This is a genomic window from Pseudoalteromonas umbrosa, assembly GCF_030125375.1.
Classification (GTDB): domain Bacteria; phylum Pseudomonadota; class Gammaproteobacteria; order Enterobacterales; family Alteromonadaceae; genus Pseudoalteromonas; species Pseudoalteromonas umbrosa.
Genome location: NZ_JASJUU010000003.1, coordinates 1111050 through 1137208, shown reverse-complemented (window position 1 = coordinate 1137208; position 26159 = coordinate 1111050). Strand labels below are relative to the sequence as shown.

Annotated in this window: 11 protein-coding genes and 2 pseudogenes; 1 reads left to right on the top strand and 12 read right to left on the bottom strand. The window is 41.9% G+C overall.

Annotated elements, in window-relative coordinates:
- Window positions 1–137: 137 nt before the first annotated feature.
- A complete protein-coding gene (locus QNM16_RS14610) occupies window positions 138–1418 on the top strand; it encodes a dicarboxylate/amino acid:cation symporter (RefSeq protein WP_284021174.1) in 1281 nt (426 codons plus the stop codon).
- Window positions 1419–1450: 32 nt separating this feature from the next.
- On the opposite strand, the gene QNM16_RS14605 is transcribed toward QNM16_RS14610, so the two are convergent.
- From QNM16_RS14605 to QNM16_RS14555, 12 genes and pseudogenes are all read right to left on the bottom strand, one after another.
- Complete coding sequence (locus QNM16_RS14605) at window positions 1451–1750, bottom strand: DUF3088 family protein (RefSeq protein ID WP_284021173.1); 300 nt, start codon at window positions 1748–1750, stop codon at window positions 1451–1453.
- A gap of 639 nt (window positions 1751–2389) precedes the next feature.
- The gene (locus QNM16_RS14600; protein WP_284021172.1) at window positions 2390–3589 is read right to left on the bottom strand and encodes a sensor histidine kinase; all 1200 of its coding nucleotides are present in this window, start codon (window positions 3587–3589) and stop codon (window positions 2390–2392) included.
- A gap of 88 nt (window positions 3590–3677) precedes the next feature.
- On the bottom strand, window positions 3678–5012 hold the full coding sequence (locus QNM16_RS14595) for a sigma-54-dependent transcriptional regulator (RefSeq protein WP_284021171.1): 1335 nt from the start codon (window positions 5010–5012) through the stop codon (window positions 3678–3680).
- A 170-nt stretch (window positions 5013–5182) separates the two neighbouring features.
- The gene (locus QNM16_RS14590) at window positions 5183–7678 is read right to left on the bottom strand and encodes an ABC transporter permease (protein WP_284021170.1); all 2496 of its coding nucleotides are present in this window, start codon (window positions 7676–7678) and stop codon (window positions 5183–5185) included.
- Window positions 7675–8382, bottom strand: a complete 708-nt coding sequence (locus QNM16_RS14585) for an ABC transporter ATP-binding protein (RefSeq protein WP_284021169.1) — start codon at window positions 8380–8382, stop codon at window positions 7675–7677. Before QNM16_RS14585 ends, QNM16_RS14590 begins: the two co-directional genes overlap by 4 nt.
- 113 nt (window positions 8383–8495) lie before the next feature.
- Window positions 8496–9731, bottom strand: coding sequence for an efflux RND transporter periplasmic adaptor subunit (locus QNM16_RS14580; RefSeq protein WP_284021168.1), 1236 nt, complete (start codon window positions 9729–9731; stop codon window positions 8496–8498).
- A gap of 192 nt (window positions 9732–9923) precedes the next feature.
- On the bottom strand, window positions 9924–14702 hold the full coding sequence (locus QNM16_RS14575) for a non-ribosomal peptide synthetase (protein ID WP_284021167.1): 4779 nt from the start codon (window positions 14700–14702) through the stop codon (window positions 9924–9926).
- Window positions 14699–14986: pseudogene (locus QNM16_RS26480) on the bottom strand (phosphopantetheine-binding protein); the annotation flags it as partial. The gene QNM16_RS14575 and the pseudogene QNM16_RS26480, both read right to left, overlap by 4 nt.
- A 102-nt stretch (window positions 14987–15088) precedes the next feature.
- A pseudogene (locus tag QNM16_RS14570) lies at window positions 15089–18166 on the bottom strand (non-ribosomal peptide synthetase); the annotation flags it as partial.
- A 54-nt stretch (window positions 18167–18220) separates the two neighbouring features.
- Entirely contained in the window at window positions 18221–19204 is a 984-nt protein-coding gene (locus QNM16_RS14565) for an MsnO8 family LLM class oxidoreductase (protein ID WP_284021165.1), read from the bottom strand.
- Window positions 19204–20880 (bottom strand): cyclic peptide export ABC transporter, encoded by a 1677-nt coding sequence (locus QNM16_RS14560; protein WP_284021164.1) that lies wholly within the window; start codon window positions 20878–20880, stop codon window positions 19204–19206. The genes QNM16_RS14565 and QNM16_RS14560 overlap by 1 nt, the downstream gene beginning before the upstream one ends.
- A 76-nt stretch (window positions 20881–20956) precedes the next feature.
- The gene (locus QNM16_RS14555; RefSeq protein WP_284021163.1) at window positions 20957–26149 is read right to left on the bottom strand and encodes a non-ribosomal peptide synthetase; all 5193 of its coding nucleotides are present in this window, start codon (window positions 26147–26149) and stop codon (window positions 20957–20959) included.
- Between the last annotated feature and the right edge of the window lie 10 nt (window positions 26150–26159).

Genomic DNA, 26159 nt, shown 5'->3' with positions numbered 1-26159 from the left:
CTCTTGCTCTATAAGTTCAGCACCTTAACCTGACTTCGAATATGTGAACAACTAATGGTTGTCGTAATGATGGAAGTCAAGTCATTACAACTTATAGCTTGGTACATTCAATCTACAAGGTAAACATGGAGGTTTATATGTTCCATTCAATCCATCGAACACTTTTTAAACAACCCCTTTGGCAACAAGTTATACTAGCCTTAATCTTTGGCTTATTCGCGGGCTTAATACTCTCACCCAACGGGCTTGGCTGGCTAAGCGAGCAAGATGCACAACAGGTTGCTCTTTGGGTTGCTTTACCTGGTAAGTTGTTTTTAGCCTTAATCCAAATGGTCGTTATTCCTCTTGTCATGTCATCCATTATTTCAGGTATCGCTGGCAATCAAGATACTGAGTTTTTAAAAAGAATTGGCCTGCGGATCTTTCCTTACTTTGTGATAACAACCATCATCTCTGTCAGTATCGGTGTAGTCATTGCTTCAATTATCACACCAGGTAATTTTGTCGATGGTAGGCTGTTGCTGGACCTTGATATACAGACAGCAGCAATATCAACGACCGAGGTAATCTCTTCAAGTATACCTGAAAGAGTCGCAGCAATGATCCCAGCCAATTTCACTCAATCAGCACTCGACAAAGATATGTTTGCTGTCGTCTTATATTCCGGTTTTATTGGCATAGCCATGACTTCTCTCATTGCAAAGCAAAAAAATTTACTACTTGATATCACAGAGTCAGTACAAACGCTCTCTCTCAAAATCGTTAATTGGGCAATGAAGCTCGCGCCATTGGCGGTCTTTGGCTTACTTTGTGATATCACAATCAGAATTGGCGTTGACGCACTCATTGGTGTTTCAGCTTATGTCATAACGGTTATATTAGGTTTATTGATGCTATTGTGTGTGTATTTGATGATGATTTTTGTGATAGGGAAAGTGCCACCATGGCAATTCTTAACCACTATTAAAGACGCTCAACTTCTTGCATTTTCTACATCGAGTTCGGCCGCCGTGATGCCATTATCTATGAAAATCGCGGAACAAAACTTACAAGTAAAAAAACCGGTTGCGCAATTTATCATCCCCCTTGGCGCTACCATCAACATGGATGGAACAGCACTATACCAAGTCATTGCAGCCCTATTTTTAGCTCAAGTATTTGGTGTTGAATTATCACACAGCCAAATCATACTATTAATGCTAACTACTGTAGGAGCATCAATTGGCTCCCCAAGCACACCTGGGGTGGGTATTGTCATACTCGCGTCTGTTCTGACCAGTTTTGGCATTCCACCCTCTGGCATTGCCCTTATTTTAGGTGTAGATAGAATTTTAGATATGTGCAGAACTACTCTAAATGTAACAGGAGATCTCACTGCATGTGTGTTAATGAATCGATGGCTAAATAAAACAGTGTAGAGCGCGTCTATACTTATCGGATCTATTTACGTCTATGGGTGCACTGATGCGCCACCAAATTGCTCTGCAAGCGTATTAATGATCTCAATCGGGTCAGTAATGGTGCTCTTATCCGGTTGTATTAAAACTGGTAACCATTGTTTGCCTTCACCTAACAATTCCACCAGTATTTTACGTGGCTTTGGAAAGTCAATTCGATGAACTTCAATACTATCCTCCCAGTGGGTATTAATAGATAGAGCTCCTTCAATTAGCGCACAGTGTGAACAAATCCACATTTTTCCAGGTCCATCTTCAAATGGCATTTTTAACACTATCAATTGTGGTTTCATGCTACTCCAAAATATTAAACAACTGTAATCATCTAATATAATAGCAAGTTAGTACTTATATTTAACGTGAGCATAGTTCAATGTAATTTAACGTATTTTTATTGACTGAAATAGGTGGCTTTCCTTGCCACGTATCACTTAACTACAATATATTGAATTCACATCTTCTTTTTAAAAATCAATGGTATAATCGACATTCTGGACGCTCTAATACATACAAAATAAGCCCAAAATATTAAAATAGGTTGTAACGGTCCCCTGATAATTAAGTAGATTGGCCCCTATTGATAACCACCCAAACCTATGACATTTATCGCAGCATAAGCATGTGAAGGGAAGAAAACGATAAACATAGCAATCGCAACTTTTGAGCGAATAATTATATACGTAATGCGAAGAGGCGTGATCTACAAAAGTATTTTCTTTAGCCCTAAAAGTGTGTTTAGTATCAGCATAACCAAGCTTCCGCTCTTAGTGCTCTTTTGGAACCCAGCTGGTTCACTCACAAATTTGATTTAAGTGAGTGTCCATAAGTTGATAACCACTGTGTATCTTACTCAGCTCATATTTATACTGTTTCTTGCACACTGCCTAACTAATAGACTGCAAGTTAGCCACAGTTTTACCCTTTCATCAAAGTCATGTTCTATTTTGGGGAGAAGAACAGTTGTTATTCAAGTTCATTATGGGCCACACCAACGTTATCTTTGCCCCTTTGGTTTGATGATTTGCAACTTCCATATAACCATTATGGTTACAAACGATTTCATTACACAGCGATAAACCAATACCGGAACCTTCTTTTTTAGTCGTATAAAAAGGAGTAAGAACATTGTTTAAATTGCTAAAACCAGGACCATTATCACTAATAATTATGGTTTGTTTTTGTTGGTGGCAAAAAGCTTTTATAGAGACTTCACTGATTGTTTCTTCACAGGCTTCTTTTGCATTTTTAACTAGGTTTATGAGAACTTGGATCAACTGGCCTAAATCACCAAAACATTGCTCATTACCTTGAAAAGTAATTACCACTTTTGATTCATCTATAATTGTTCTTACTTCATCTATCAATGTATTTATATCGAACCAGTCACATTTAACTGGGGGTAATTGTGCTAGGCGACTGTACTCATCAACAAATGACAGCAAACGGTTACTTCTTTGGTTAATCCTAGTCAATACTAAGCGTGTTGCTGATTCGTCTAGCTGCTTACTTGCAAGTAATGTATCCGTCATGGATGACATAGGTGTTAGCGAGTTACGTAATTCATGCCCCAACACCCGGACTAAGTTTTGCTGAGTGATGCTTTTCTTTTGGCGTAAGACTTGCGAAATATCCACCGCTGAAAATAGCCAATGCTTATGGCCCTGATGTATGAACCTAATGGTTTGGCTTTGCCATTTATCATCAAATTTTGGGTGATAAAACTTCGCATTCCTTTTTATAAAGCCTAGCTCTTTTGCCATTTGCCCCACTAGCATCGGTTGGTGAATGAGTGCGTTCATTGTCGCATTGCGATAAGTTAGTTTTAAATCCTGATCAAATAAACACACTGGCACTGGCCATGAATCCAATATTTGGCTTATTACACAGTTGAGCGTTTGCCCTTGTTTTAACCTTGCTAGACTTGCCTCTGCAAGTAGATAAATTTCCTTTTGTAAATCATACAATAGACCATCACCAACACGTTGTCTCAAATGTATGTTTTGCTCCCCATCTTTGACTGATTGGGCATATAAAGCTAATTGTATGATAGATTGTCGCCAAAACAGATAGATCTGCCTAGCTCCCCACACGAGTGGGTAACTTAACGCAAATGCTAATGTGCCTATTGCCATTAAGCTCCATTCCAAGCTCCGTACTAACCCGATCACTAAAGATAATATCACTAGTATCGTGATAGCCAGTCCTATGATAAGGCGTTTTTCATGATTCATATTGAATACAAAACTTCTCTAAACGGCGATATAAAGCATTACGTGATATTTCGAGCAATTTGGCTGCTTCCAACACTTGTCCGGAGCTGACTTCCATCGCTTTTACAATCAGCTGCTTTTCTGCCATTTCCAAGGGTTGTAATATAACGTTGTTTGTGGGGGTTTCTGTTGACTCAAGCAGCAACTGGTCAGCATCAATTTTAGGCTCAGTCGTAAGTAATATCGCGCGCTCGATCACATGGCTAAGTTCTCGAATATTACCTGGCCATGTATGTTGGCGCAGTTTTTTAATAGCACCTTTCGTTAAAGATACACAGTGTTTGTTATATTTAAGGGAAAAACGCTGTATAAGACTAATCGCTAACGCTTCAATATCATCAAGCCTTTCCCTTAGCGGCGGCAAATTGATAACAAGTGTATTTAAACGGTACAGTAAATCCTGACGGAATTCGCCACTACTTACCAATTTAGATAAATCCGCATTGGTGGCACTTATTATCCTAACATCAGCCGTTTGTGTTTGACTTGCACCAAGCACCTCATAACTTCCAGTTTCTAACACCCTCAATAGCTTAGGTTGAAGAGGAAGTGGCAAGGTGCCAACTTCATCGAGAAACAGAGTGCCCTTTTCTGCAAGCTGAAAACGGCCTACCCGATTTTGCCTTGCATCTGTAAACGCTCCTTTTTGATGGCCAAATAGCTCACTTTCAAATAAGCTTTCCGGGATAGCTGCCATATTAACGGCAATAAAGGGCGATCGCTGACGGTGTGAAAGTTGGTGGATACGCTCAGCTAATAGCGATTTCCCCGTACCGTTCTCACCTAATATGAGTACGTTGGCATCTGTAGGTGCAATCTGCTTTATTAGTTGCTCAATCGCTAACATTGACGAAGATTGGCATACCCAATTATCACTCACATCATTCGTAAATAATTGATGATAACATTGATTTTCCTGTTTAATTTTAGAAAAGCATAACTGCTGCTTAATACTATTTAGTAATTTAAAATTGTTCCAAGGCTTTTCTATAAAGTCACAAGCTCCCTCTTGCAAAGCTTTCACAGCCAAATCAATTGTTCCCCACGCAGTCATCAAAATTACAGGTATCGCACTTTGCTTAAGCTGCTGGAGAGTATCTAAGCCTTCTTGCCCACAGGTTGTGTCCCTGCTGAAATTCATATCCAGTAAAATAATATCAGGCTTTTGCTGGCTTGCTTTAATAATGACATCTTTAGGTGTAGAGGCCTCAATGACCTTATAACTTTCACTACTGAGTAATAACGACAACGCCAGGCGAATATCATCATCGTCATCAGCGACCAAGACCGTTGCTTTAAAGTCTGTAACGTTAGGTGAAGATTGGTGAGGCGAAATCAGGGCTTTCTCCTTTTATACTAATGCGTTAAAAGTCGTGAAGCCGATTTTATACCCACAATTATTCAATTGATCAATTCTGAATAATTGCAGGTATACATATTCTTTGAAGTGTGTTACTACTCTTGCCTTAATGCTCCCATAGGATCAGAGCTAATAACCTTCCAAGCAGGTAACGCAACTGAGGTGATCACCACAGTGATAAGCCCGACATTAAGTAGCGCCATCGCCACTAAATTAAAATCAGGTAACAGCAATAGTTGGTTTTGCATGGCCTGATAGCCAATTGCAGAGACTACAAATCCCAGCCCGAGCCCAATCACCAACATTAATAACGCGTCTTTGAGAATAAACTGCACTAACTTAATCTGCATAGCACCAGTTGCCATACGAACTGCCAGCTCATATTTTCTGTGATTTGTGGTCATTTGGGTTAAACCTGCAATGCCGATTGCAGCAAGGACGAGTGTTAAGCCCGTTAACGACAATACAACCCAAAGGCTAATACGCTGATTAAGAGTTTGCTCATCCCATACCTGCTCTAGTGAATTAACTTCGAGGTTAGTCAGTCTTGGGAATTGCTTCGCGATTTCGTCACTAAGCATAGCAGCAGTGATCACTTCTCCGGCTGGCATTGAAACCGTAAACCTCAGGGTTCTATCAGGATCTATTCGATGTGAATAGACCGCGGGCATTATTAATGCGTTAGTTTGCCCTGCTTCTGAAGTTGTTGTAGGCACAATGCCATTGATTATCATTGGGGGCTTACTGTTATCACGACTTAGCTGAATTGTTTTCCCAATGACTTCCTGATTTGATAATTCTGGATAGACTGTTTTTGCCATTAGCTCATCAATAACGATCCTGTTTTCATCATTATCTATTTGAACTTGAGTTAGGTTGCTACCCGCGAGCATCGGAATTTTAAATGCATTAAAAAAACCACTGCTTAAGTGCTTAACTTGATAAACCACACGTTTACCGCCATTTTCGTGAGATCTAAACGCCCTTCCTATAAACGCGCTAGAAAGAGGAGCAAAAGATGGCAATACAACCTCACTATTAACTACCTTATTTTCAATTAGCTGAGCTAACTGCTCTCTAAGCTGCTTAAGTTCACTATGTTGGTAATCTTCATTCTTACCTAATTGCTCTGCCCACTGCTCATCTGCAACGTACATTGAAATGTTATAATGATTGCCAAGATCAAACCCCAAATCACGATACACGGTTTGATAACTTTGAATAGCGAGCATAACAGAAGCCGTTAACAAAAATGAGGCTACCGAAAGTTGAACAATCATTAGCAGCTTACTGATCCATTGATTGCTTTGTGCTTGTATTCCTTTACCACTACTACTTAAGTTATTAATCAGTGACGCTTTATCCACATCAACCAATGCCAAGGTACTAAATAGACCATTTAGCAACACCACAATGAGGCAAGAGGTCGCAACTGTGATGCCATCAATTTGCACAACATCAATCATAGGCAGGCTACCACCAGCAATTAGCGGTAAGCTCTTTAATGCCCAAGCAGTTGCCAAAAGTCCAGTGACAAGCGCCAGCAAGAATGTAGGTAAGTTTTCAAGAAACACGAGTAATCTAACTCGCAATAAGCTGGCACCCACACTTAGTTGAATTGCAAACTCTTTAGTGCGCCCCTGATAATGGGCAATAAACAAGTTAAGTAAATTAAGTGATGCCATTAGCAACAAGCCTATAACGGCAAAAAATAAAGCGGTAATCAGGCTTTTTGCGTCTCCCAATAAGTTACTACGATAATCAGATGCAATTACTTCTTTTTTAACGCCACTAATAAGGTCTAGGTACCCTTGCGCCTGCTTTTCATCGACACTACTCTTCACGTATTGAACGAGCCATTGATCCAGCTGACTCTGAGAAGGCAAACGAGTTTGAGGATTAGCACTTTGAAGTAAAACGCTTCCCATGCTATTTGAAACATTGCCCACTTCCTGAGATTGAATTAACGTCGTTGCTAAATTTTGAATGAACCAAATTTGCTGGGGTAATATAGGATCATCACTTTTAACCGCTAGAACATCTTCAATTATGCCTGCGACAATATACCTTTGATCGTTTACAGTTATATGCTTACCAAGTGCGGACTTAGCGCTAGAAAAAGCCTGATTCCACAAGGTTTCTGAGAGCCACACATATTTTTCAGGAGAGGCCATCGTAATGTCATCACCCAAAATAAGGCGGGCTCCCAATACCTCTAGAATTGTATGTGAGGCATCATATCGCGTGGTTGGATAAGACGTTCCTTCGATTATAATATCTTGATCACTGGGGCTAATCCCAGCCCAAGTTCCCAAATCTGTAAAGTATTCACTCAAATCAGCAAGCCGGCGCATATCCCAATATGAAACACTCATGTCCTTGGACATTTCAAAGCGGTAGCTTAATGTTTGAATGGACTTTTCATTGGGAGCCCCCTGTAAAGGTTTATATAGTAAGGTTGAGGATATAGCGACAACCGATAACACAGCTCCCAGCGTTAGCCCCAGTGTCAATATCAGTGGAATACTTAACCTTGGCAATTTAAATATTCTTGATAGCCCTTGGAGAATGGACTTTTGAAAAATACTCATGCAACCCCCTGAAGATCAACGTCGCTTTGTTGTTCAGATACAATCTTCCCATCAAGTAACTGAACCTCACGAGTTGCGCAGCGAGAGTAGCGACTGTCATGAGTTACCATAACGATTGTTGCACCATCTTTATTTAGCTGAGCGAGCAATGCCATAACTTGATCGCCATTTTTACTGTCAAGGTTACCGGTCGGTTCATCCACCAAAATAAGGTCAGGATTACCAACTAATGCGCGTGCAATAGCTATGCGCTGTTGCTGTCCACCTGACAGTTGGTTGGGTCGGTAGTCTTTGCGATGAAGCATATCAACTTGGCTAAGAACATCTTCAACACGTTGTTTTATTTCATTTTTTGATGTCCCACGATGCTCTAATGGTAAAGCAACATTTTCAAATACAGTTAAGCTATCAATTAGATTGAAAGACTGAAAAACAAAGCCAATATGTTGGTTTCTAATTTGAGTGCGTTGATCTACTTTTAGACCTTGTGTGTCTACACTCGCAATCTGATAACTTCCTTCGCTTGCGGTGTCCATTAACCCCATGATTGATAAAAGAGTTGACTTTCCGCAGCCTGAGGGCCCAGTAATAGATACAAACTCACCTTCTTTGATGTGCAATGAAATACCTTGCAAAGCATGGGTTTCAACTTGCTGACCATCATAGCGCTTATGAATATTTGTCATTTCTACTACAGTTTTCATGAAAATTTCCTTGTTGTAATAATTATAATAATCGGATTATGTGGCCACTCTCCCCGCATTTCAGGGAGATAATAAATGTGCGAAATAGCGCTGAATAACCACGAAAATATAGATTAATTTTTTAAGTTTAATTGTTGGTATTGTTCGTATTCAGTAGCGTCGAAGATAGCTAACTCATCCCCCACACTAAGCCCTTCTCGAATGATAAGTTTGTCGTCAGACAATTCGCCGAACAGCACCTCGCGCTGAACAAGTAAATCATCGTAACGCACAAATGCGGCTTGCTTACTACGAGGGCGAAGCCCTGAGGCTTGAGTAATATAAACCGCGTTTTCTTCATGTTTGATGAATACTTGTGATGACACCTGAAGTGCAGGTCTGGCATTGGACGTTAACTCACTGTCTAAGATCGCTTCTGCCTGAACCGTACCGTTGGTGACAATGCTTTCGACACGGGTTATGCGGGCATTAATTAAGCCTTTTTGTGTGTTTATGATAACTGGGGCATTTATATCAATTTGATCCGCTTGATGCTGTGGTAAACGAAGGCGTGCTATCAGTTCCTCATCGCTGCCCACCTTTGCAAGTGATTGACCTAACTGTACACTTTGGCCTAGCTCAATATCCAAACTTTGCAGTGAACCCGAAATGCCAGCTGTGACTTGCATATCGTCTAACTGCTTTTGTAATAACGCGACTTGAGAAGCCTGCTGATCCACAATGATGTCTCTTTGGGTTAACTGATAGCGCTGCATTCCCCTAAACTGTTGGTATTTTTGCTTTTCAAACTCTAACTTCTTACTCTCTTGCTTAAGGAATAGTTTTGCGCGCTTTAATTCTATCTCTGAGGCAACACCTCGTCTGGACAATTCTTCGTTCAGCGATAATTCGAGTTTTGCCTTCTCTACACTGGCCTCTATATTTGCGATATTTCCCTGATACCTGAGTAGCTCACTTTGCTGCTCATATTTAAATGCTTCACGTTGTGCTTTCAGTTCCGCCAGCTTGCCGGAAGCCTCATTTACCTCTTGCGCCAATTTCGGATTAGATAGCCGTAAAATAACGCTATCTGGACTCACTTTTGTTCCAGGACGAACTAGGATGTCCGCAACTTTACCTAGCGCCGGTGCGGTTAGAATACGCTCTTTAGCCGATGCTAGTTCACCATATGCCTTGGTGTACACGTCAAGCGGGCCACTTTGTACTACTTGAAAATTTAATGTTGTAGTATCTACCGTTTTGACTGACTTGCTGCTGACAGCATATGCCGCATATACGATTAGTATTAAAAATATTGAAATACTAACCCACCTTTTCCACGGTTTTTTTTCTTTTAATTCGATCTTCATCTTATGTATTCCTTAATGCTGCTTAATGTCTGTATAGAAAGATATGTGCCAAAACATGAAACAGTTTATAAACAACAACTTAGGCCCGCATTAAACTGATGGATAACTTATATTTGTTCGGATTTGTACAGATGTTCACTAAAACCGAACATCTGTACCTTTTGTCACACCACTTCGTGCTTTCTACTCGGCCTAAACATGCTCCATTTCTTCTATCAAAGAATGCCTTATTTCATTAGCAAAAAGTGCCTGATTTGTTGGGCTTGATAAGCACTCTACACTTGGCTTTAAATCAGGTGAGTTTAAAATCGCTCGTAATGCAGCATCGTAATAACTCAAGATTTGCTCACGTGCAGCTTGGTCAAATACACTATCCTCAAAGCTCAGCCTAAGACCTAGCTCCCCTAATTCCCGGCGGTGCATATAAACACATTCCCAGATATAGCTGGAGGTATTGTTTCCATTGGCAGCACCATCAGCGTCTTTGGTGTGGTTTACTTGAAAGTCTACATAATTAAACAAGCACCCTGATAAATCTAGCGATAGCGCCTGCTGTAGCTGTGCCACCGGATATTGCCTATGACTCCAACTGTCCTTTTGTAGTAGATCGACTATGTTTACGAACTCACGCCAGCTTTTTTGCTTTGTATTTACAGCCAAAGGAAGAGGATTCAGAAACAGGCCAATCGCTGTATCACCGCCATCAACCTCTAGTCGGCCATGGCGAACAATAGAGCTGGTAATCTTGTCAGTTCCGTTCACCTTTGCCAGTACCCACATATGAGCAGCCAGAACAATACTTCGCGGCGACACATTCATTGAGGCTGCAGCCTGTTCAAGTTGGTCATGCAAAGTAGACAGATCATTGCTGATCCTGTAAATGTCTTTTGCAGTGTTTCCTGTCCAAATAGGTAACTCAGCATTAGCAAGGTGACCTTGCCAAAATTTATAGGATTCATTGCTTTGTAAAGCTTGCATTTCAGCGGCGATGTACGTATTAAACTTCAATGTTTCAGGCTGAACCTGAACCTTATTTCCTTCCACATAGTCCTGATAGCGCTGAATAAACTCTGGCAGCAACATGGACGCACTCCACCCATCTAAGATGGCATGGTGATTGGCAAAGGTGAATGCAAATTCGTTATTACCATAGATATGTACAGTCATTCGCCATAATGGAATGCTAGTATCAAATTGACGGTGTGACTCAACTTTAAACCAAGCTGCAAACTCATCTTCTATCGACGCAAGTGTTCGACCTTGCCAGTTAACGACTTGGATCAACCCTTGATAGTCACGTAACACACACTGCACAGGCTCTTCACTTGAGAAGTCAACTACCGTTCGAAGTATTGCATATTGCTCAACCATATCCTGCCATGCAGCCCGGAATAATTGCTCATCCCATGGCGCATTAATTTTTTCTGACATAATATCGTGATAGCTGCCATGTAATTGGCTGTGCTCTATAAATCCCTTTTGTAGGTAGGAAAGCGGATAAGCATCTTCATAGACTTGTGTGTCTATTGCTTCTTTTATTTTGTCATTGAGCAATGCAAATGGAGCAACTTTCGTGGCGACGTTCTGACAATCAACACTATTACTGCTTATCGCCATCGCAAGATCCGCAATGGTCTGATTTGTAAGTAAGTCCTTAACGCTGAAAAGTACTCCCTTTTCCTTAGCAAGTGCAACAAGGCGAACCGCCAAAATTGAGTCACCGCCAACACTAAAGAAATTATCTGTAATACCAATAGTCGGCTCTTTCAATGCGATCTGCCACATCTGGCACAGTTGTTCCTCTAACTCATTAGTAGGTGGCACATAGTCTTGTTCAATACTGTATTGCGGCTCAGGTAAAGCTTGTCTGTCAACTTTACCCGTTACCGTTATTGGGAAGTGGCTTAATACAACAAATGCCGATGGCAGCATATACTGCGGTAACCTAGTTTTTAAATCGTTCCTTACTGCTTTGATAAACGCCGTATCAGCAAGTTGCGGATGGTTTGTTTTTTGTAAATAAGCCACCAGCCTTTTATCACCAAGCGCTACCTCCTTAACTAATATTAAAGCTTGCTTAACACTAGGGTGCTTATTTAATTCAGCTTCAATCTCGGGTAACTCTATTCGGAAACCGCGTATCTTCACTTGATGATCTACGCGGCCTAAAAACTCAAGGGTACCGTCACTTAACCATCGAGCCTGATCCCCTGTTTTGTAGAGCTTCCCAGTCCCAGTAAATGGATTGGCAATAAACTTTTCATCTGTCAGCTTTGGCTGATTCAAGTAACCACGGGCAAGGCCTTCCCCCCCTATGTGAAGTTCACCTGCAACTCCTGCCGGCTGCAGTTGGCTTTCACTATTAAGGATGTATAAGGATGTGTGGTCCAGCGCACTGCCTATAGGAATAACAGAGTCTTCGGCAATATCCTTTTCTGTTACATCAGCATAACTCACATCAATAATTGATTCTGTTTGGCCATAAATATTTATGCAGCGGGCATTGCTTGAAACCACCTTTTTTAAATCTCTAAGATCTTTTCCATACCAACTTTCAGAGCCAACCAGTATGTAACGTAAAGCACTCAAGGTTTCCTGATTACTCAGTAAATACTCTGTCATCATTCTAAGCACAGCTGGCACAAAGTCGCCGAAACTGACTTGCTCTTCTTGCATTAAAGCTACCAGCTTCTCCGGTGTCAGCAATGTTTCTTTGCTCGTGACAACCAATTTGCCACCTGTTAATAATGACTTCACCATATCACCAAGGCAGATATCTACAGTGATCCCAGCCATTTGTATAACGCAAGGAGGCTGTTGATACAGTGAGAAAGCTTGATCCCACCCGTTTAAACGCACCATCATTGAGCGGTGTTCAACCATAACCCCTTTGGGTTTACCTGTAGAACCAGATGTAAATACGATATAGGCAAGATTTTTAGGCGTTAGACCAATGTCCTTACACGCGATATTACTATAATCCCTTGTGTCCGCCTCAGCTGCTAACGCTGCAATATCTATTAGGTGGAGATCATGCCTAACTGAATTAATGGTATCGAAGAATACTTTTTCAGTAACCAGGTTTTCTATTTTAGTTTCATCTAATAAAGCATCAACGCGCTCGAGTGGGAAGCTGATATCAAGTGGTACATACGCCGCTCCTGACTTTAAGATGCCTAAAATGCCCACGACCATTAATTGAGAGCGATCTAGGTAAATACCCACCTGGGACTCCGGTCCAACCCCCTGTTCACGTAGATGGTGAGCAAGTGTATTGGCCTGTTGATTCAATTCACTGTATGTAAGCGAGTGCTTATCAAAAACTACTGCAATCTTGTTTGGGTGTTTAGCTGCTTGTAGCTCAAAAGCTTCATGAATACATAGTTCATCAGTAAATGGCGCTTTAAGTTGCTCATTTGATAGCCCCAGAACTTGCTTAATCGATTGATCGAGTTGTTCAAATGCAAGCAGTGGTAAGCGGTTTACTGGATATGACGGCGTCGTTATCGCGTTTCTAAGCAAGGTTTCAAAGCCATTCATCATTTTAGTGATGGTATCAGGCTGGAATAGGTCAGTTGAAAATTCCCACTCCATCACAAATCCATCTTCAACAGGAAGTGCTGTAAGGGTTAACTCAAACTGAGAAAAATCAGACTGGTGTTCCAAATGGCCTAACGTGACACCTGGGAAGTTAATCTCCATATCATCACGATTGCCTCTTCCCCAGTCCTGAAACGACAGCATTACTTGGCATAATGGTGCGTAACTCACACTACGCTCTATTTGTAACTCATCGATTACCTTATCAAATGGCAGTAGTTGGTGAGCATACGCATCTAAAATGGTTTGCTTGCTATCTTCTATTAAATCAGTAAAGCTCTGCTCTGCTGAAAATGTTGAGCGCAGCGGTAGCGTGTTAACAAAAAAGCCGACTAGCGGCGCTAACTGTGCTTTTTCCCTATTTGCGATTGGTGTACCAATTACAATGTCATTTTCACCACTGTAACGTGATAAAAAGTAACTAAATGCCGCATGTACAACCATAAATAAGGTGGCATTGTGGGAATTTGCTAATGCCTCTAACCCGTGCTTTATATCAGCATCTAAGTGCTGCCTAAGCGTAGCTCCTCGGCTTGATATTTGCTGTGGACGGGTATGGTCTAAAGGCAATGCATGAAGTTTAGGAGCAGCCTGAAGCTTGTTTTTCCAATAACCTAGGTGGTTTTCAAGCACCTCACCTTTTAAGTAATTGCGTTGCCATCGAGCATAGTCTGCATACTGCAGCCCTAGTGCTGGAAGTGGATCATCCTGTTTGTCCAGATAAGCGCAGTAATAAGTCTCTAACTCTTGCACAATCACATTCATCGACCAGCCGTCAGTATTAATGTGGTGCATACTGCCCAGCAAAACAAACCTTTCAGCGTCTTCCTTAACTATAAAAAGACGCAGCATAAGATCTTGACTTAAATTAAACGGTTTTTGCGCTTCCTCGGAAACTAACCTGTCCAGCTCGCCTTTTTTGTTGACGGCATCTTGAATATCAATCACGGGCAACTGAAACGGTTGCGGTTTGCGAACAACCTGATAAACCTGATCTGCATCTTTTATAAATACAGTTCGCAAACTTTCATGGCGTTGCACTATTTTATCAAAGGCATATTGCATTGCGGCCACATTAAGCGACCCATTAAAAACCATGGTCATCGGAATATGGTATTGCAAGCTTTCCCCTGCCATTTGGTCAAGCACCCATAACCGCTGCTGCGCAAATGAAGGGGGAGAAATATCCTTGTTATTGCTAATGTTCAGATTTTCGTAGAGAGCCTTGATATCAGCTTTGTTTTTCTGTAGCTGTTGCTTGATTTCATCGGTTAACGCACCTTTAGCCGCATTAACTGATAACTTGTCATCTTGTAGCGAGATAATAATATCTTGCTCTTGGGCTTCGATCAGAAATGAAAGTAAGCTCATAGTTCAAACTCCTCACGTTCACTTGCAGACACTTCTTGGGCATTCACGATAAGCTCAGGGTTGCTACCACCTTCCTTGCTGAGTGTGATTGCTTGGTCAACTTCAACAGCAAACTGGCGCAAGTTTTCGGTATTGAATAGCGTCGATACTGGCAGCTCAACATTAAGCTCCTGACTGATTTGAGCCAGTAATTTAGTTGCCAATAAAGAATGCCCACCCAGATGGAAAAAGTTACCAATTACACTTACTGGCGCATCTAACTGCAACACGCTTTGCCATAGCTGTGCTAACTTCTCTTCTATTGGCGTTTCCGGTGCGACGTACTCTACTGATTCACTTGTATAAGTCGGAACAGGTAAAGTGGAACGGTCAATTTTACCATTGTTGTTAAGGGTGAACTTTTCCACGATGACAAAGGCTGACGGCAGCATAAAATCAGGTAGTTTGCCCTTAACATGTGCTTTTAACCGTACCGCTAGTTGAGTATCTGCTTGTTGGTTCATTGCGCTGTTGGTCGTGACATAAGCGGCCAATCGCCTATCACCAGGCACATCTTCTCTGATCATGACAAGTGCTTCAGCAACTTCAGGGTATGCAGACAAGCATGCTTCTATTTCACCAAGCTCAATACGAAAACCTCTGAGCTTTACCTGATTGTCGGCTCGAGAAATAAATACAAAATTACCATCAGGTAACTTTCGAACTAGATCACCAGAACGATATAGGCGCACATTTGGCTCATCATCAAATGGATGTTGGATAAACTTTTGTCGGTCAATGTCAACAGCGTTGAGGTACCCCTTAGCAAGCCCAGCACCACCAATACATAGCTCACCAATTGCCCCATCTGGCATAATTTGTAACTCAGGGGATAAAACCCATAACTCACCACCATTTATAGGCTTTCCAATGGGTAACATATCAATTGGGTCGAATTCACTACTCACCGTGTGGCAAGTCGTAAATGTAGTATTTTCTGTTGGGCCATAACAATGAGTAACCTGTACGCCTGGCAAAGCGTTAACCACCTTCTGAATTGCATACGGAGAAGTCACTTCACCGCCCAAAAGTACCTGTAAATTCGCCCAGTCCTGTTGTGCAGAATCAGATGATATATCTAATGTACTCGCCCATTGCTCAAATAGTGCTGTAGTAATGAACAGCGTATTGACCTTACGCTGCAAGATAAGCTTATTAAGTATTTGGACATCGATATAATCTGACGGGTACAGGTTTATTTGCCCACCGTTTAAAAGCGCTCCCCATATCTCAAATGTTGTTGCATCAAAGCTGATGGAAGAAATTTGTAGCATCTTGGTATGTTTATTGAGTGCAACGTAACCAGCGTCAAGCACTAAACGCAATACCCCCAACTGGTTAACCATGACGCCCTTAGGTTGCCCAGTAGAACCAGAGGTATAGTTAATATAAGCCAAGCTCGGCTGGTAAATCTCGTTGATGTTTAGATCTGTCACAGGGTTAGCAAGTAACCCCATCAATACTTGAATATCATCAACAAAGATACATTGCTGTAAGCTGCTATCCAAGGGGAGCTTGTTTGCAAGTACTTGTTGCGATAGTACAACCTTTACACCGGAGTCCTTTAACATATAGCTTAAGCGTTCTTCAGGGTAGTTGGGATCAAAGGGTACATATGCACCACCTGCCTTTAAAATCGCCAATATCGAGACTATAAGGTCAGGACAACGGGTAAAACTAACGCCAACCAGCTCCCCTGGCTGAACTCCTTGTTGAACTAGATAGTGTGCCAACTGGTTGGCTTTAGCGTTTAAGTCGGCATAGCTTAAAGTGATCTGTTCAGAGATAACTGCAGGTGCGTCTGGAGACTGACGAGCAAATGATTCAAATGTTTCACTTATACTTGCGCTATGGTCAATTGCCGTTTGACGGTCTGCACGTGCTTTTAGCTGCATATTTTGCCGCTGTGCAACTGAAACAATTGGTAGTGACAAGACAGGGCTTTCTGGCGACACGGTAATATTGCTTAACAGCACCTCAAAAGCACTTGCCAAAGCATCTATAGTTGAGCTTGAGAACAACTGAGGGTTGTATTCCCAGTCACAGTTTAGCCGCCCACCTTTATCCTCAATATTCAAAGTGATATCAAATTTGGCTATGCGCATGTTTTCAGTCAACGGTGAAAATGTTAAACCATCAAAGTCAAAGTCGGGGATTTGGTTGTTTTGCAAAGAAAACATGACCTGAAATAGAGGAGTAAAACTCTCGCTTCGCGCAGGGTTCAGCATTTCAACAAGGGTATCAAAAGGCACGTCCTGATTGGCATAAGCATCTAGTGTATTATTCTTAACTTGCTGAATATATTCTATAAAGCTGGGGTTGCCAGTTAGCCTTGTACGTAATGCAAGGGTGTTGACAAAAAAACCAATGAGTGGAAAAAGCTCAGTTTGGGTGCGGTTGGCGATTGGCGTCCCCATCACAATGTCTTTTTCGTTACTCCAACGGTTTAGTAATAGTGCAAAGGTACCTTGCAATAACATAAACAAGGTACATTGCTGCGACTGACATAAGTCTTTGATCGCCGTTGTTAGCTTGCCATCCAGAGAAGACTGGTACAAAGCGCCATCTTGGGATGGCCGAGCAGGGCGAGGGTAGTCTAGCGGTAAGCTATGCACTTCAGGCGCATCGGCCAGGGTATTCTTCCAATATGCTTGCTGCTTATCCAATGCTTCATCTTGAATTGAGTTACGTTGCCAGTTGGCGAAGTCAACATATTGAAATGCAAGATCAGGCAGTGGATTTTCTTGATTATTGTTATATGCCCGGTAAAGCGCATTGAGCTCTTGCAACATGACACTGACAGACCATCCATCTGTAGCAATATGATGAATTGTGAACAATAATAAATGTTCATTTTCCGATTGTTTTATCAACAAGACGCGTAACATTAGGTCTTCAGTAAGATTAAATGGCTTAGTTGCCTCATCCCTAAGGGCCTCGTTAATCTCATCCTTAGATAATGACATCTCTTTAATGTTCAGCGCAAAGTCAAATGACCCTTTTACAACTTGTAAAGGCTCTCCGTCTCGCTCAATAAAAACGGTTCTTAGACTTTCATGGCGCTCAATAACTGTTTTAAAAGCCTGAGTTAATGCTTCAATATTTAGAGAGCCAACCAGCTTAAAGCCCCCCTGCACGTGATAACTCGAATTAGAGCCTTTTAATTTGTCAATGAACCACAATCTCTGTTGCGCAAATGACAGTGGAATACCGTTTGCTTTTTCTTCTTTGGTAACACGTATCATCTTACTTTGCATCGTGCTCGATTTAACGTGTTCTAATAATTGGGCTTTATGCTCTGTGATGGCACTTGCCACATCTCGGGTAATGACCCCCTTTTCTGCATGTACCTTTAACTGCTCGTCGGCTACTTCAAGTGCAACCTTTTTTTCATTTAAAAAATTAACTAATGCTTGAAAATTCATACTAAAAAATATCCGTTTCAAAAACTGTGATTAAATAAAGGTGATTAAGTGTGGTTATATTTCCAAACCTTCAGCGATCAATTGATAGTGTTTTAGTAAATCTTCAGCAGATTCGGTAACAGTTAGTAGCGTTAGCTCATCTAGGTCAAGCTCCTCAATCAGCTTGGTTAGCTTTTCACTCACTTGCGACTGATTGCCAACGATCAAGGTGTCATTCATTTGCGACTCAACTTCAGGATCATTTGATATCTCAATTAAACTTTCACTTTCTGCCATGGATGGGAATGGGATATTGTGGCCGCCTCTCTCGGCAAGCATACTCCATGCAACAGAGCTTAAGCTCATACGCTTCGCCTTCTCCTCTGTGTCGGCGCAATATGCAGCAACCGCCAAGTTAACTGCTGGTGCCTTTAAAAATGCAGAAGGCTTAAAGTTTTCTCGATAGGCCTGAATCGATTGCTTCGCCAGTTTAGGGTTTGCAAAAGACGCGTAAGCATAGCTAATCCCCCTTTCAGCCGCATATAGTGCTGAACCTGGCCCTGCACCAAGTACCCAACATTCAAGTTGGGGCGCCCCTTCAGGGGAAGCGTAAACAGTTTTCTCATCGTTAAGGTAGGCATAAACTTCATCCTGCTTTGCATTGATAATGGCAGGACCAAACTCATGATCACCCAGAGCAAGCAGTGCGCCATGTACCGCGCCAGGAGAGCGGCCAATTCCTAAGTCAAAACGGCCGTCACAAAGGGTTGATAGCATTCTAGCCGTTTCTGCAACCTTTAAAGGAGCGTAATGACCAACAAGGATGCCTGCTGTACCAACGCGTATAGTAGAAGTCTCAGCACCTATTTTAGCGGCCATCAGTTCAGGGCTGGCACTGGCAAATGCTTTCTGGTTATGGTGCTCTGCTACCCAATATCGGTGAAAGCCCATTTCCTCTACTTGTTTCGCCAAGGCAATTGAACGGTTGATCGATGTAACCGCAGTTTGACCAGTAAAAATAGGTGATTGGTCGAGTGCGTTTAGTTTTATTTTTTTCATTACGCTTCCCTTTGATTAAGTGGTTCAATTGTCTGTGAAGTGACAGGTGAGTTAGACAATGTTTCTTGTATATGGCCTTGATCAAATTTAATGATGCGATCCGCGGCATCGAAAAATAAGTCATCATGGCTAATGGCAATAATGGTCTTACCTCGTTGCTTTAATTCAGGTAGCAACTCTCGATAGAAGAACTCCCTAAAATAGCTATCCTGATCAGCCGCCCATTCATCAAATAGGAAAATATCAGGGTCTAGTATCAAGGCTTGGATTAACGCAAGGCGCTTTCGTTGCCCAGATGAGAGTTCAGTCGTTGAAATGCGCCCTTCTTTGTATGTCACTTTTGTATCCAGTGACAGGCGCTTTAGGTAGTTGTCAACAACATCTTTTTCGGCTGGTTTACCATGCTGGTCAACAAACCAGTCAAACAAAAAGAAGTCAGAAAAAATCGCGGCAATACGTAACTGTTGGTGAGCAGTTTCACTCCCATTGCCAGTTATAAGCTCTAATTTTCCGTGCTGCGGTTGATAGAGTTGGGTAACAAGCTTGGCAAAGGTCGACTTACCACTACCATTACCACCAATAACAAATAATACTTTTCCTCGTTCAACACTTAAATTTAAGGGGCCAACAACAAATTGGGAGTCGTCCAGCTTATCGGTTTCATAGTGAAAGGCACATTCTTTAACAGCTAGCTTAGACCAGTTTTGTTGTGTTTCTTTGCATGTTTCAGAAACCAATTTTGGGGCGTTATCTGACGATAAATCAATACCAAGAGACAAAATTTTCTTATAGGCCACCGCACCTCTAACACACTCTTCAACAGAGCTGATCATCATGCCTAATGGCCCGATAAGGTAGATGGTTACAAATACATAAGCTACCATGATGTCCAGCGGTAATTTATTAAAAACAGCTGATGAAAATACAACGGCTCCTAGCGCAATAAAGATAATTACGTTTGTCCAGTTATTGCTTATATTAAAGAGTGTCTGTCCTTTAATTTCGAGGGCGCGAATATCATTAATTGTTGGGTTAATTTCGTTATCAAGAAAATATTGCTTTCCTGAAGGGTTTAAATTGAGCTCTTTTGCCCCCTCGGTCAAACCGCGATAGCTTCTATACAAGCCATCTTCTTGATCTCGTATTTGATTGAAAAAAGCTGTCGCACGGGACATGATTAAGTTTGTGACTATTAACCCCAAGGCTATCACGCTGACAAGAATCAAAAATGACTGCCAAGATAAATAGGCCAGATACCCAAAGCATAAAATAACCAAGATGCTATTGAAGCATAATGCAGGAAAGATCAGCATAGCAGAGGACAGTCGATTGACGTCCGTAGACAATGTTGCCTGAAGCTTGTGGGGACCTAGTTTTTCCAACTCGCTGTATTGCATTGCGAGCAAGTGTGAAGAAAGTGTTTTTCGTAAACTTCTCACTGTAGTTGTGCTAAAGATGGTGACACTTTGTTGGGCAATGAACCCTCCTACCATGACTGCGATAGCACCTAAGGCATAGAAAGAAAGGCGTTGAAGATAATCAGCACCTTCACCTGCAAGCTTTACCTCATTCTGAATTGCTGAAATAAGCCACAATGAACACACGGCACTAGTTACGCTGCCAATTATAAATAATGGCAATAGTTTCCAATATCGCTTTAACCCTTTAATTATCATTTTACTATCCTTCAAATACTGGGGCTTCACCGCATTGAAATACCCAATATGCGGTGAGTGCGCCAATATATTTAATTTAAAATACGAGAGATTCCATTACTTCAGTAGTGTCACCGAAATTAACGTCTATATACTGAGCCAACTCTTTTATCGTTTGGTATTCAAAGACTTGGTTCAGAGCGAGGCTGATATTGAGCTCTTGGTTAATGACACTTACAAGCCGCGTGGCGCTAAGTGAGTCTCCTCCTAAGTCAAAAAAGTTACACTCCACGCCTATTGACGGGTTCTTAAGTTCATTAGCCCAAATAGGCAGTAACTTTTCTTCTGTTTCAGTAGAAGGTGTCACTAACACGGTTGCTGGTATCGCGCTCAAGGCTGAAGCAATTGAATATTCTTTCAGTGCATTACGGTCAACTTTGCCATTTACAGTAAGGGGAATATCTTCAATTCCTATAACCAAAGAAGGGACTAAGTAATGAGGTATGCGTGCTTTTAGAAACTTCTTCATAAGGCTGTTGGTTTCACCTATTTCTGCAGGCAAACCACCAGAAACAAAGGCAATTAACTTTTTGCCCTGCTCGTCGCAATGTAAGATGGCAGCAGCGTGGTTAACATCCGGATGACTTTCAAGTGCACGTTCTAACTCGCCTAGTTCAATCCTAAATCCTCGCAGCTTAATTTGATTATCAATCCGACCAAGCATGTTGAGTGTACCGAACTGACTCCAAAACACCTGATCACCAGTTTTATATAGCTTACGTTTTCCTTCCCCAGCCTGAAGTTCAAGCTCAATAAACTGCTCGTCTGTTTGAGCTTGGTTTTCATAATAGCCATTTGCCAGCCCATCACCCGCCAAATACAACTCACCAGGCGCACCAATAGGTAATAAGCGCTGTTCCGTATCTAATACGTAGGCATAAGTATTATCCAGCGGTGTTCCAAGTGAAATGGCGTATTGGCTATCAATAGTTTGAGGAACATGGAAAAAGGTGCTGAAGACCGTATTTTCAGTTGGCCCATAACCATTAAATAGCTTTACAGTAGGATCTTTTTGGTAAAGTCGACTTGCTGAAACCGGATTTAATACGTCCCCGCCAACCGTTAGGTAGCTTAGCCCTGTTTTACCGTAAGGCAATTGCTCAACCCACCTTTCAAACAATGCCGCAGTTAAAAATGCAGTGTTTATGTTATTTGCTTTTATTACCTGATTAAGCTTATTTAAGTCTATGTGCTGCTCAGGGTAGATGACGAGCTCTCCCCCACTTAACAGTGGAAGCCAAATCTCTTCAGTTGCGGCATCAAAGGCGAGTGCAGATAAATGCAGCATGACCATGTCATTCTTTAGTAGCTGACGGACAGACTGGTTCTTAAGTAGTCTAAGCAGCCCCTTCTGTGTAACCTCAACGCCTTTAGGCACACCTGTAGAGCCCGACGTAAAGATGATGTTCAATAAACTCGAAGTACTATCTTTACTTGTATATTCACCAGAAAGAAGGCCCGCTTTCACAATCGCATTATTTAACTCGCTACTGTTTGCGCTATCAGTTGGTAAGTCTTCAGCAAAGTCGGCCGTATAAAGTATATAGTTAGCGTCACAGGTTTGTAACATTTGCTTGATTCGAGGCACAGGGTACTTCACATCAATAGGGACATAACAGGCACCTGTTTTAAGAATGCCTAATATTGCGATAATCATGTCAACAGAGCGTGAAGTAACTAAAGCAACCCTATTACCAGGCAGCACGCCTTGCTGGGTTAAATAATTTGCAAGTTGATTACTTTGCTCTTCAAGCTGACTGTAGGTCAGCTGAGCTTCAGCGAAGCGAACTGCCACCTTGTCAGGTGCTTCTGCTACCTGCTGCTTAAACACCTCACAAACTGAATGACCTCCTAAGTCAAGTGATGGCTTACTGTTGAATGCCAAGAGCTTGGTTTCATCTTCTGCACTGAGAGCGTACAAAGTGCTTTCAGGCGCCAAAATCATTGCTCGTAGCGTGGTTTCATAATACTGCAACAACTGCTCTATTTGCCCACCCGAAAATGCATTTTGATCCCATGTCATGCCAATTTGTAGGCACTTATCTTCTGCTCGGTTGAAGTTGACAGACAGCTTAAATTCGTTTGCCGTATGTGCTTTAACATCTTGAATCTTGTTCAAGTGTTGGCTTGAATCACGGGCAACCGTTGTAAAGTCCAAAAAGTTAAAAGAATAATTAAATAACGCTGTTTGATTTGTCGCTTCCAAGATGCGGCTCAATGGGAAGTGCCTTTGCTGCCAAATTCTTTGCTCTCCTTGGCTCACCGCCATGATAAGCTGCTGCCAACTTTCCTGCGCCACCTTTAATCTAAAGGGCAAAACGCTAACAAATAAGCCTAAGCTTTGGCTGCTATTTTCAAGTTCCGGCCGACCATGAAGGCTCAGGCCAGTAATCAAATCATCTTCCCCTGTGAAGGTTTTGAGCACATGCATGTGCGCAGCAAGCGCCACTGACTTTAAAGACACTTTTAGTTGTTTTGCCAATCGCTCTAACGCGCTGGTCAATGCGCTATCAAATGAATGGGTAATGCTAGTACGTTTATTTTTGCTCGCCTGTTCTGGTGCTGGTAAAGATGCAAACTCAGCATCTTGTAAATAGTCGCGCCAAAACTGAGTATTAGTGGCGTCAGCAATTGCCTCTTGCTCCGCTGCTATAAAGTCAACGTACTGAGGCGTATTAACTAACTGAGCTTCACGCTGTTCCAGTTCGGCCTGATAAAGCTCAGATAGCTCCTTAAATAAGATCTCAACGCTCCAGCCATCCAGCAGTGCATGATGTTCAACCCATGTCATTTCAGCCTTGTGGCTAGACAAATTATGCACATGCACGCTAAACAAGGGGGCTAATTCAACATTAAGCCGTTTGGTAAGCGCTTCGGTATAAGCATGGTCTAAAAGCTCCTGTTGCTCTTTTGTATCAAACATACTCAAGTCGGTGTAGCTCAGCGGGAACTCAATTTGCTGGTGCACAAGTTGTAATGGAATACTAAAACCCTGCATATGAAAGCTAGTGCGCAAAATGTCATGTCGTGAGACTAAACGAGCCAGTGCAGTTTTAAATGCGGCAATATCAATTGAAGTGTCTAGGCTGATCCGCGAGACGTTATGGTACAAGCCCTTCGCTCCAGCGCTACCTGAACTATCTTGGCTGTCATAATGGAAAATCATCCCTTCCTGAAGTTTGGAAATCGGATAGGCATTAATCACGCCCTTAGGTAGCTTTGCTCTATCGCTGTCAGGGCAAAGTGAAAAAAGTGCCATTTTTTCAGAAGCAGCTTGCGGCGCTTGCTGTTGAATATGAGCGGCTAAAGTTTCCAGTACAGGATAAGCAAATAAATCTGCTACATTGATCCCAAATCCAGATTCACGCACCTTACTCACTACGGCTAACGACTTAATCGAATCACCACCTAAGTCAAAAAAGTGGTCGTGAATACCAATCTGATCAATATCAAGTGCGTTTTGCCAAGCATGTGCTATCACTTTTTCAGCTTGAGAAGATGGTGCCTCGTATGCCTTTTGAGCAACTTGAACCTGTTCAGGGTTTGGTAAAGCACTTCGTTCAATTTTACCATTTTGGTTTAAAGGTAGTGCTTCCAAATATTGAAATGTGACCGGGATCATGTACTGAGGCAATACTTTATTCAGGTGCTGCACAATCTCGTCAATGTTATGCTGCTTATCACTCACCTTGTCAGATGACACTAAATATGCTGCAAGATTTTTATCCCCATCAGCGTTTTCAAATGGATTCACCACTGCAGCTGAAATGCCATGTAATTGAGTAAGCGCAGACTCAATTTCCCCTAACTCAATTCGAAACCCTCTAATTTTAACCTGTTGATCTGCTCTTCCTACGTAATGGTACTCACTACCTGGCATGCGTTTTACCAAGTCACCTGTACGATATAGCCTTAAGTCCGGCTGAGTGGGATGCTGAATAAACCGCTCTGCTGTTAACTCATTTCTATGTAGGTAGCCTCGTGTCACCCCTGCGCCTGCAATATATAACTCACCAACAACTTGGTCAGGCACAGATTGTAAAGACTCATTAAACACAAAGCCTTTTAAGTCATTTAACAGTTTGCCTATCGGGCTTGAACGCTTACTACAGTCATCAGATGTAATACGATAATAACTGGCATGAACCGTTGTTTCTGTTATGCCATACATATTAATTATTTCAGGTGAATTCAGTGCTGGGTTATCCGCAAAGCAATCAAACATTGGCGTTAATTTGCTCGGCTCTAACGCTTCACCACCAAAAATAATATAACGTAGGCTGCTAACCGCTATGCTCTCGATAAAGTAAGGCATCAGGTTATAAAAGGCAGTGGGGGTTTGATTCAATACCGTCACCTTATTTTCTATCAGTAAGGATTGTATTTGCTCTGGTGAGCGACATGCCTCCTGAGTAGCAATGACGAGCGTTCCCCCATGTAATAGTGCACCAAAAATTTCCCACACAGAGAAATCAAAAGCGTATGAATGAAATAAAACCCATACATCTTGCTCGTTAAACTGGTAATGGGCATTACAGGCATCAAATAAACGCAATACATTTTTGTGCTCAACCATTACCCCTTTTGGCTGGCCGGTAGAACCCGATGTGTAAATAATGTAGGCAAGCGAAGCCCCAGTATTGCTATCAGCGCGGCGGGAGTCTGTTATGTTTTGCACTGGTTGCGAAGCTAACTGCTCTATGACTTGAGGCTGGTTCAAGACCACAAGCTCATACTCTTCATTATCAGCGTCCAAAATACCAGATACGCTGTCTTGCGTTAAAATCAGTTTAAGCTGGCTATCTCGAGCAATGTATGACAGGCGACCTTTGGGGTTATTAGGGTCGAGCGGAACATAGGCTGCGCCAGCTTTGAGGATTGCCAAAATGGCAACTATCAGCTCAATGGAACGGTCACACATCAAGCCAATTAAGCTCTCTGACGGCAAGTTTTTTTGTTTTATAAAATGTGCCAGCTGGTTAGCTCGTCTATTTAGCTCGTCATAACTAATTTGTTCATCACCTAAAACTAGCGCAGTTTTTTGTGGGTACGTCTGAGCAATTTGCTCAACTACTTCGGTAATCGATGATGCCTGTGAGAATAGTGCTTGCGCATCTAACTCATCTTGTTGATTTTCCTTGTGACGTTTAACCTTGCTCAATAACGCCTTGCGCTGCGCAGGCGACAATTGATTTAGCTTGTCTAGCATGTCTTTTTTGATATTTTCCATATTCATACTT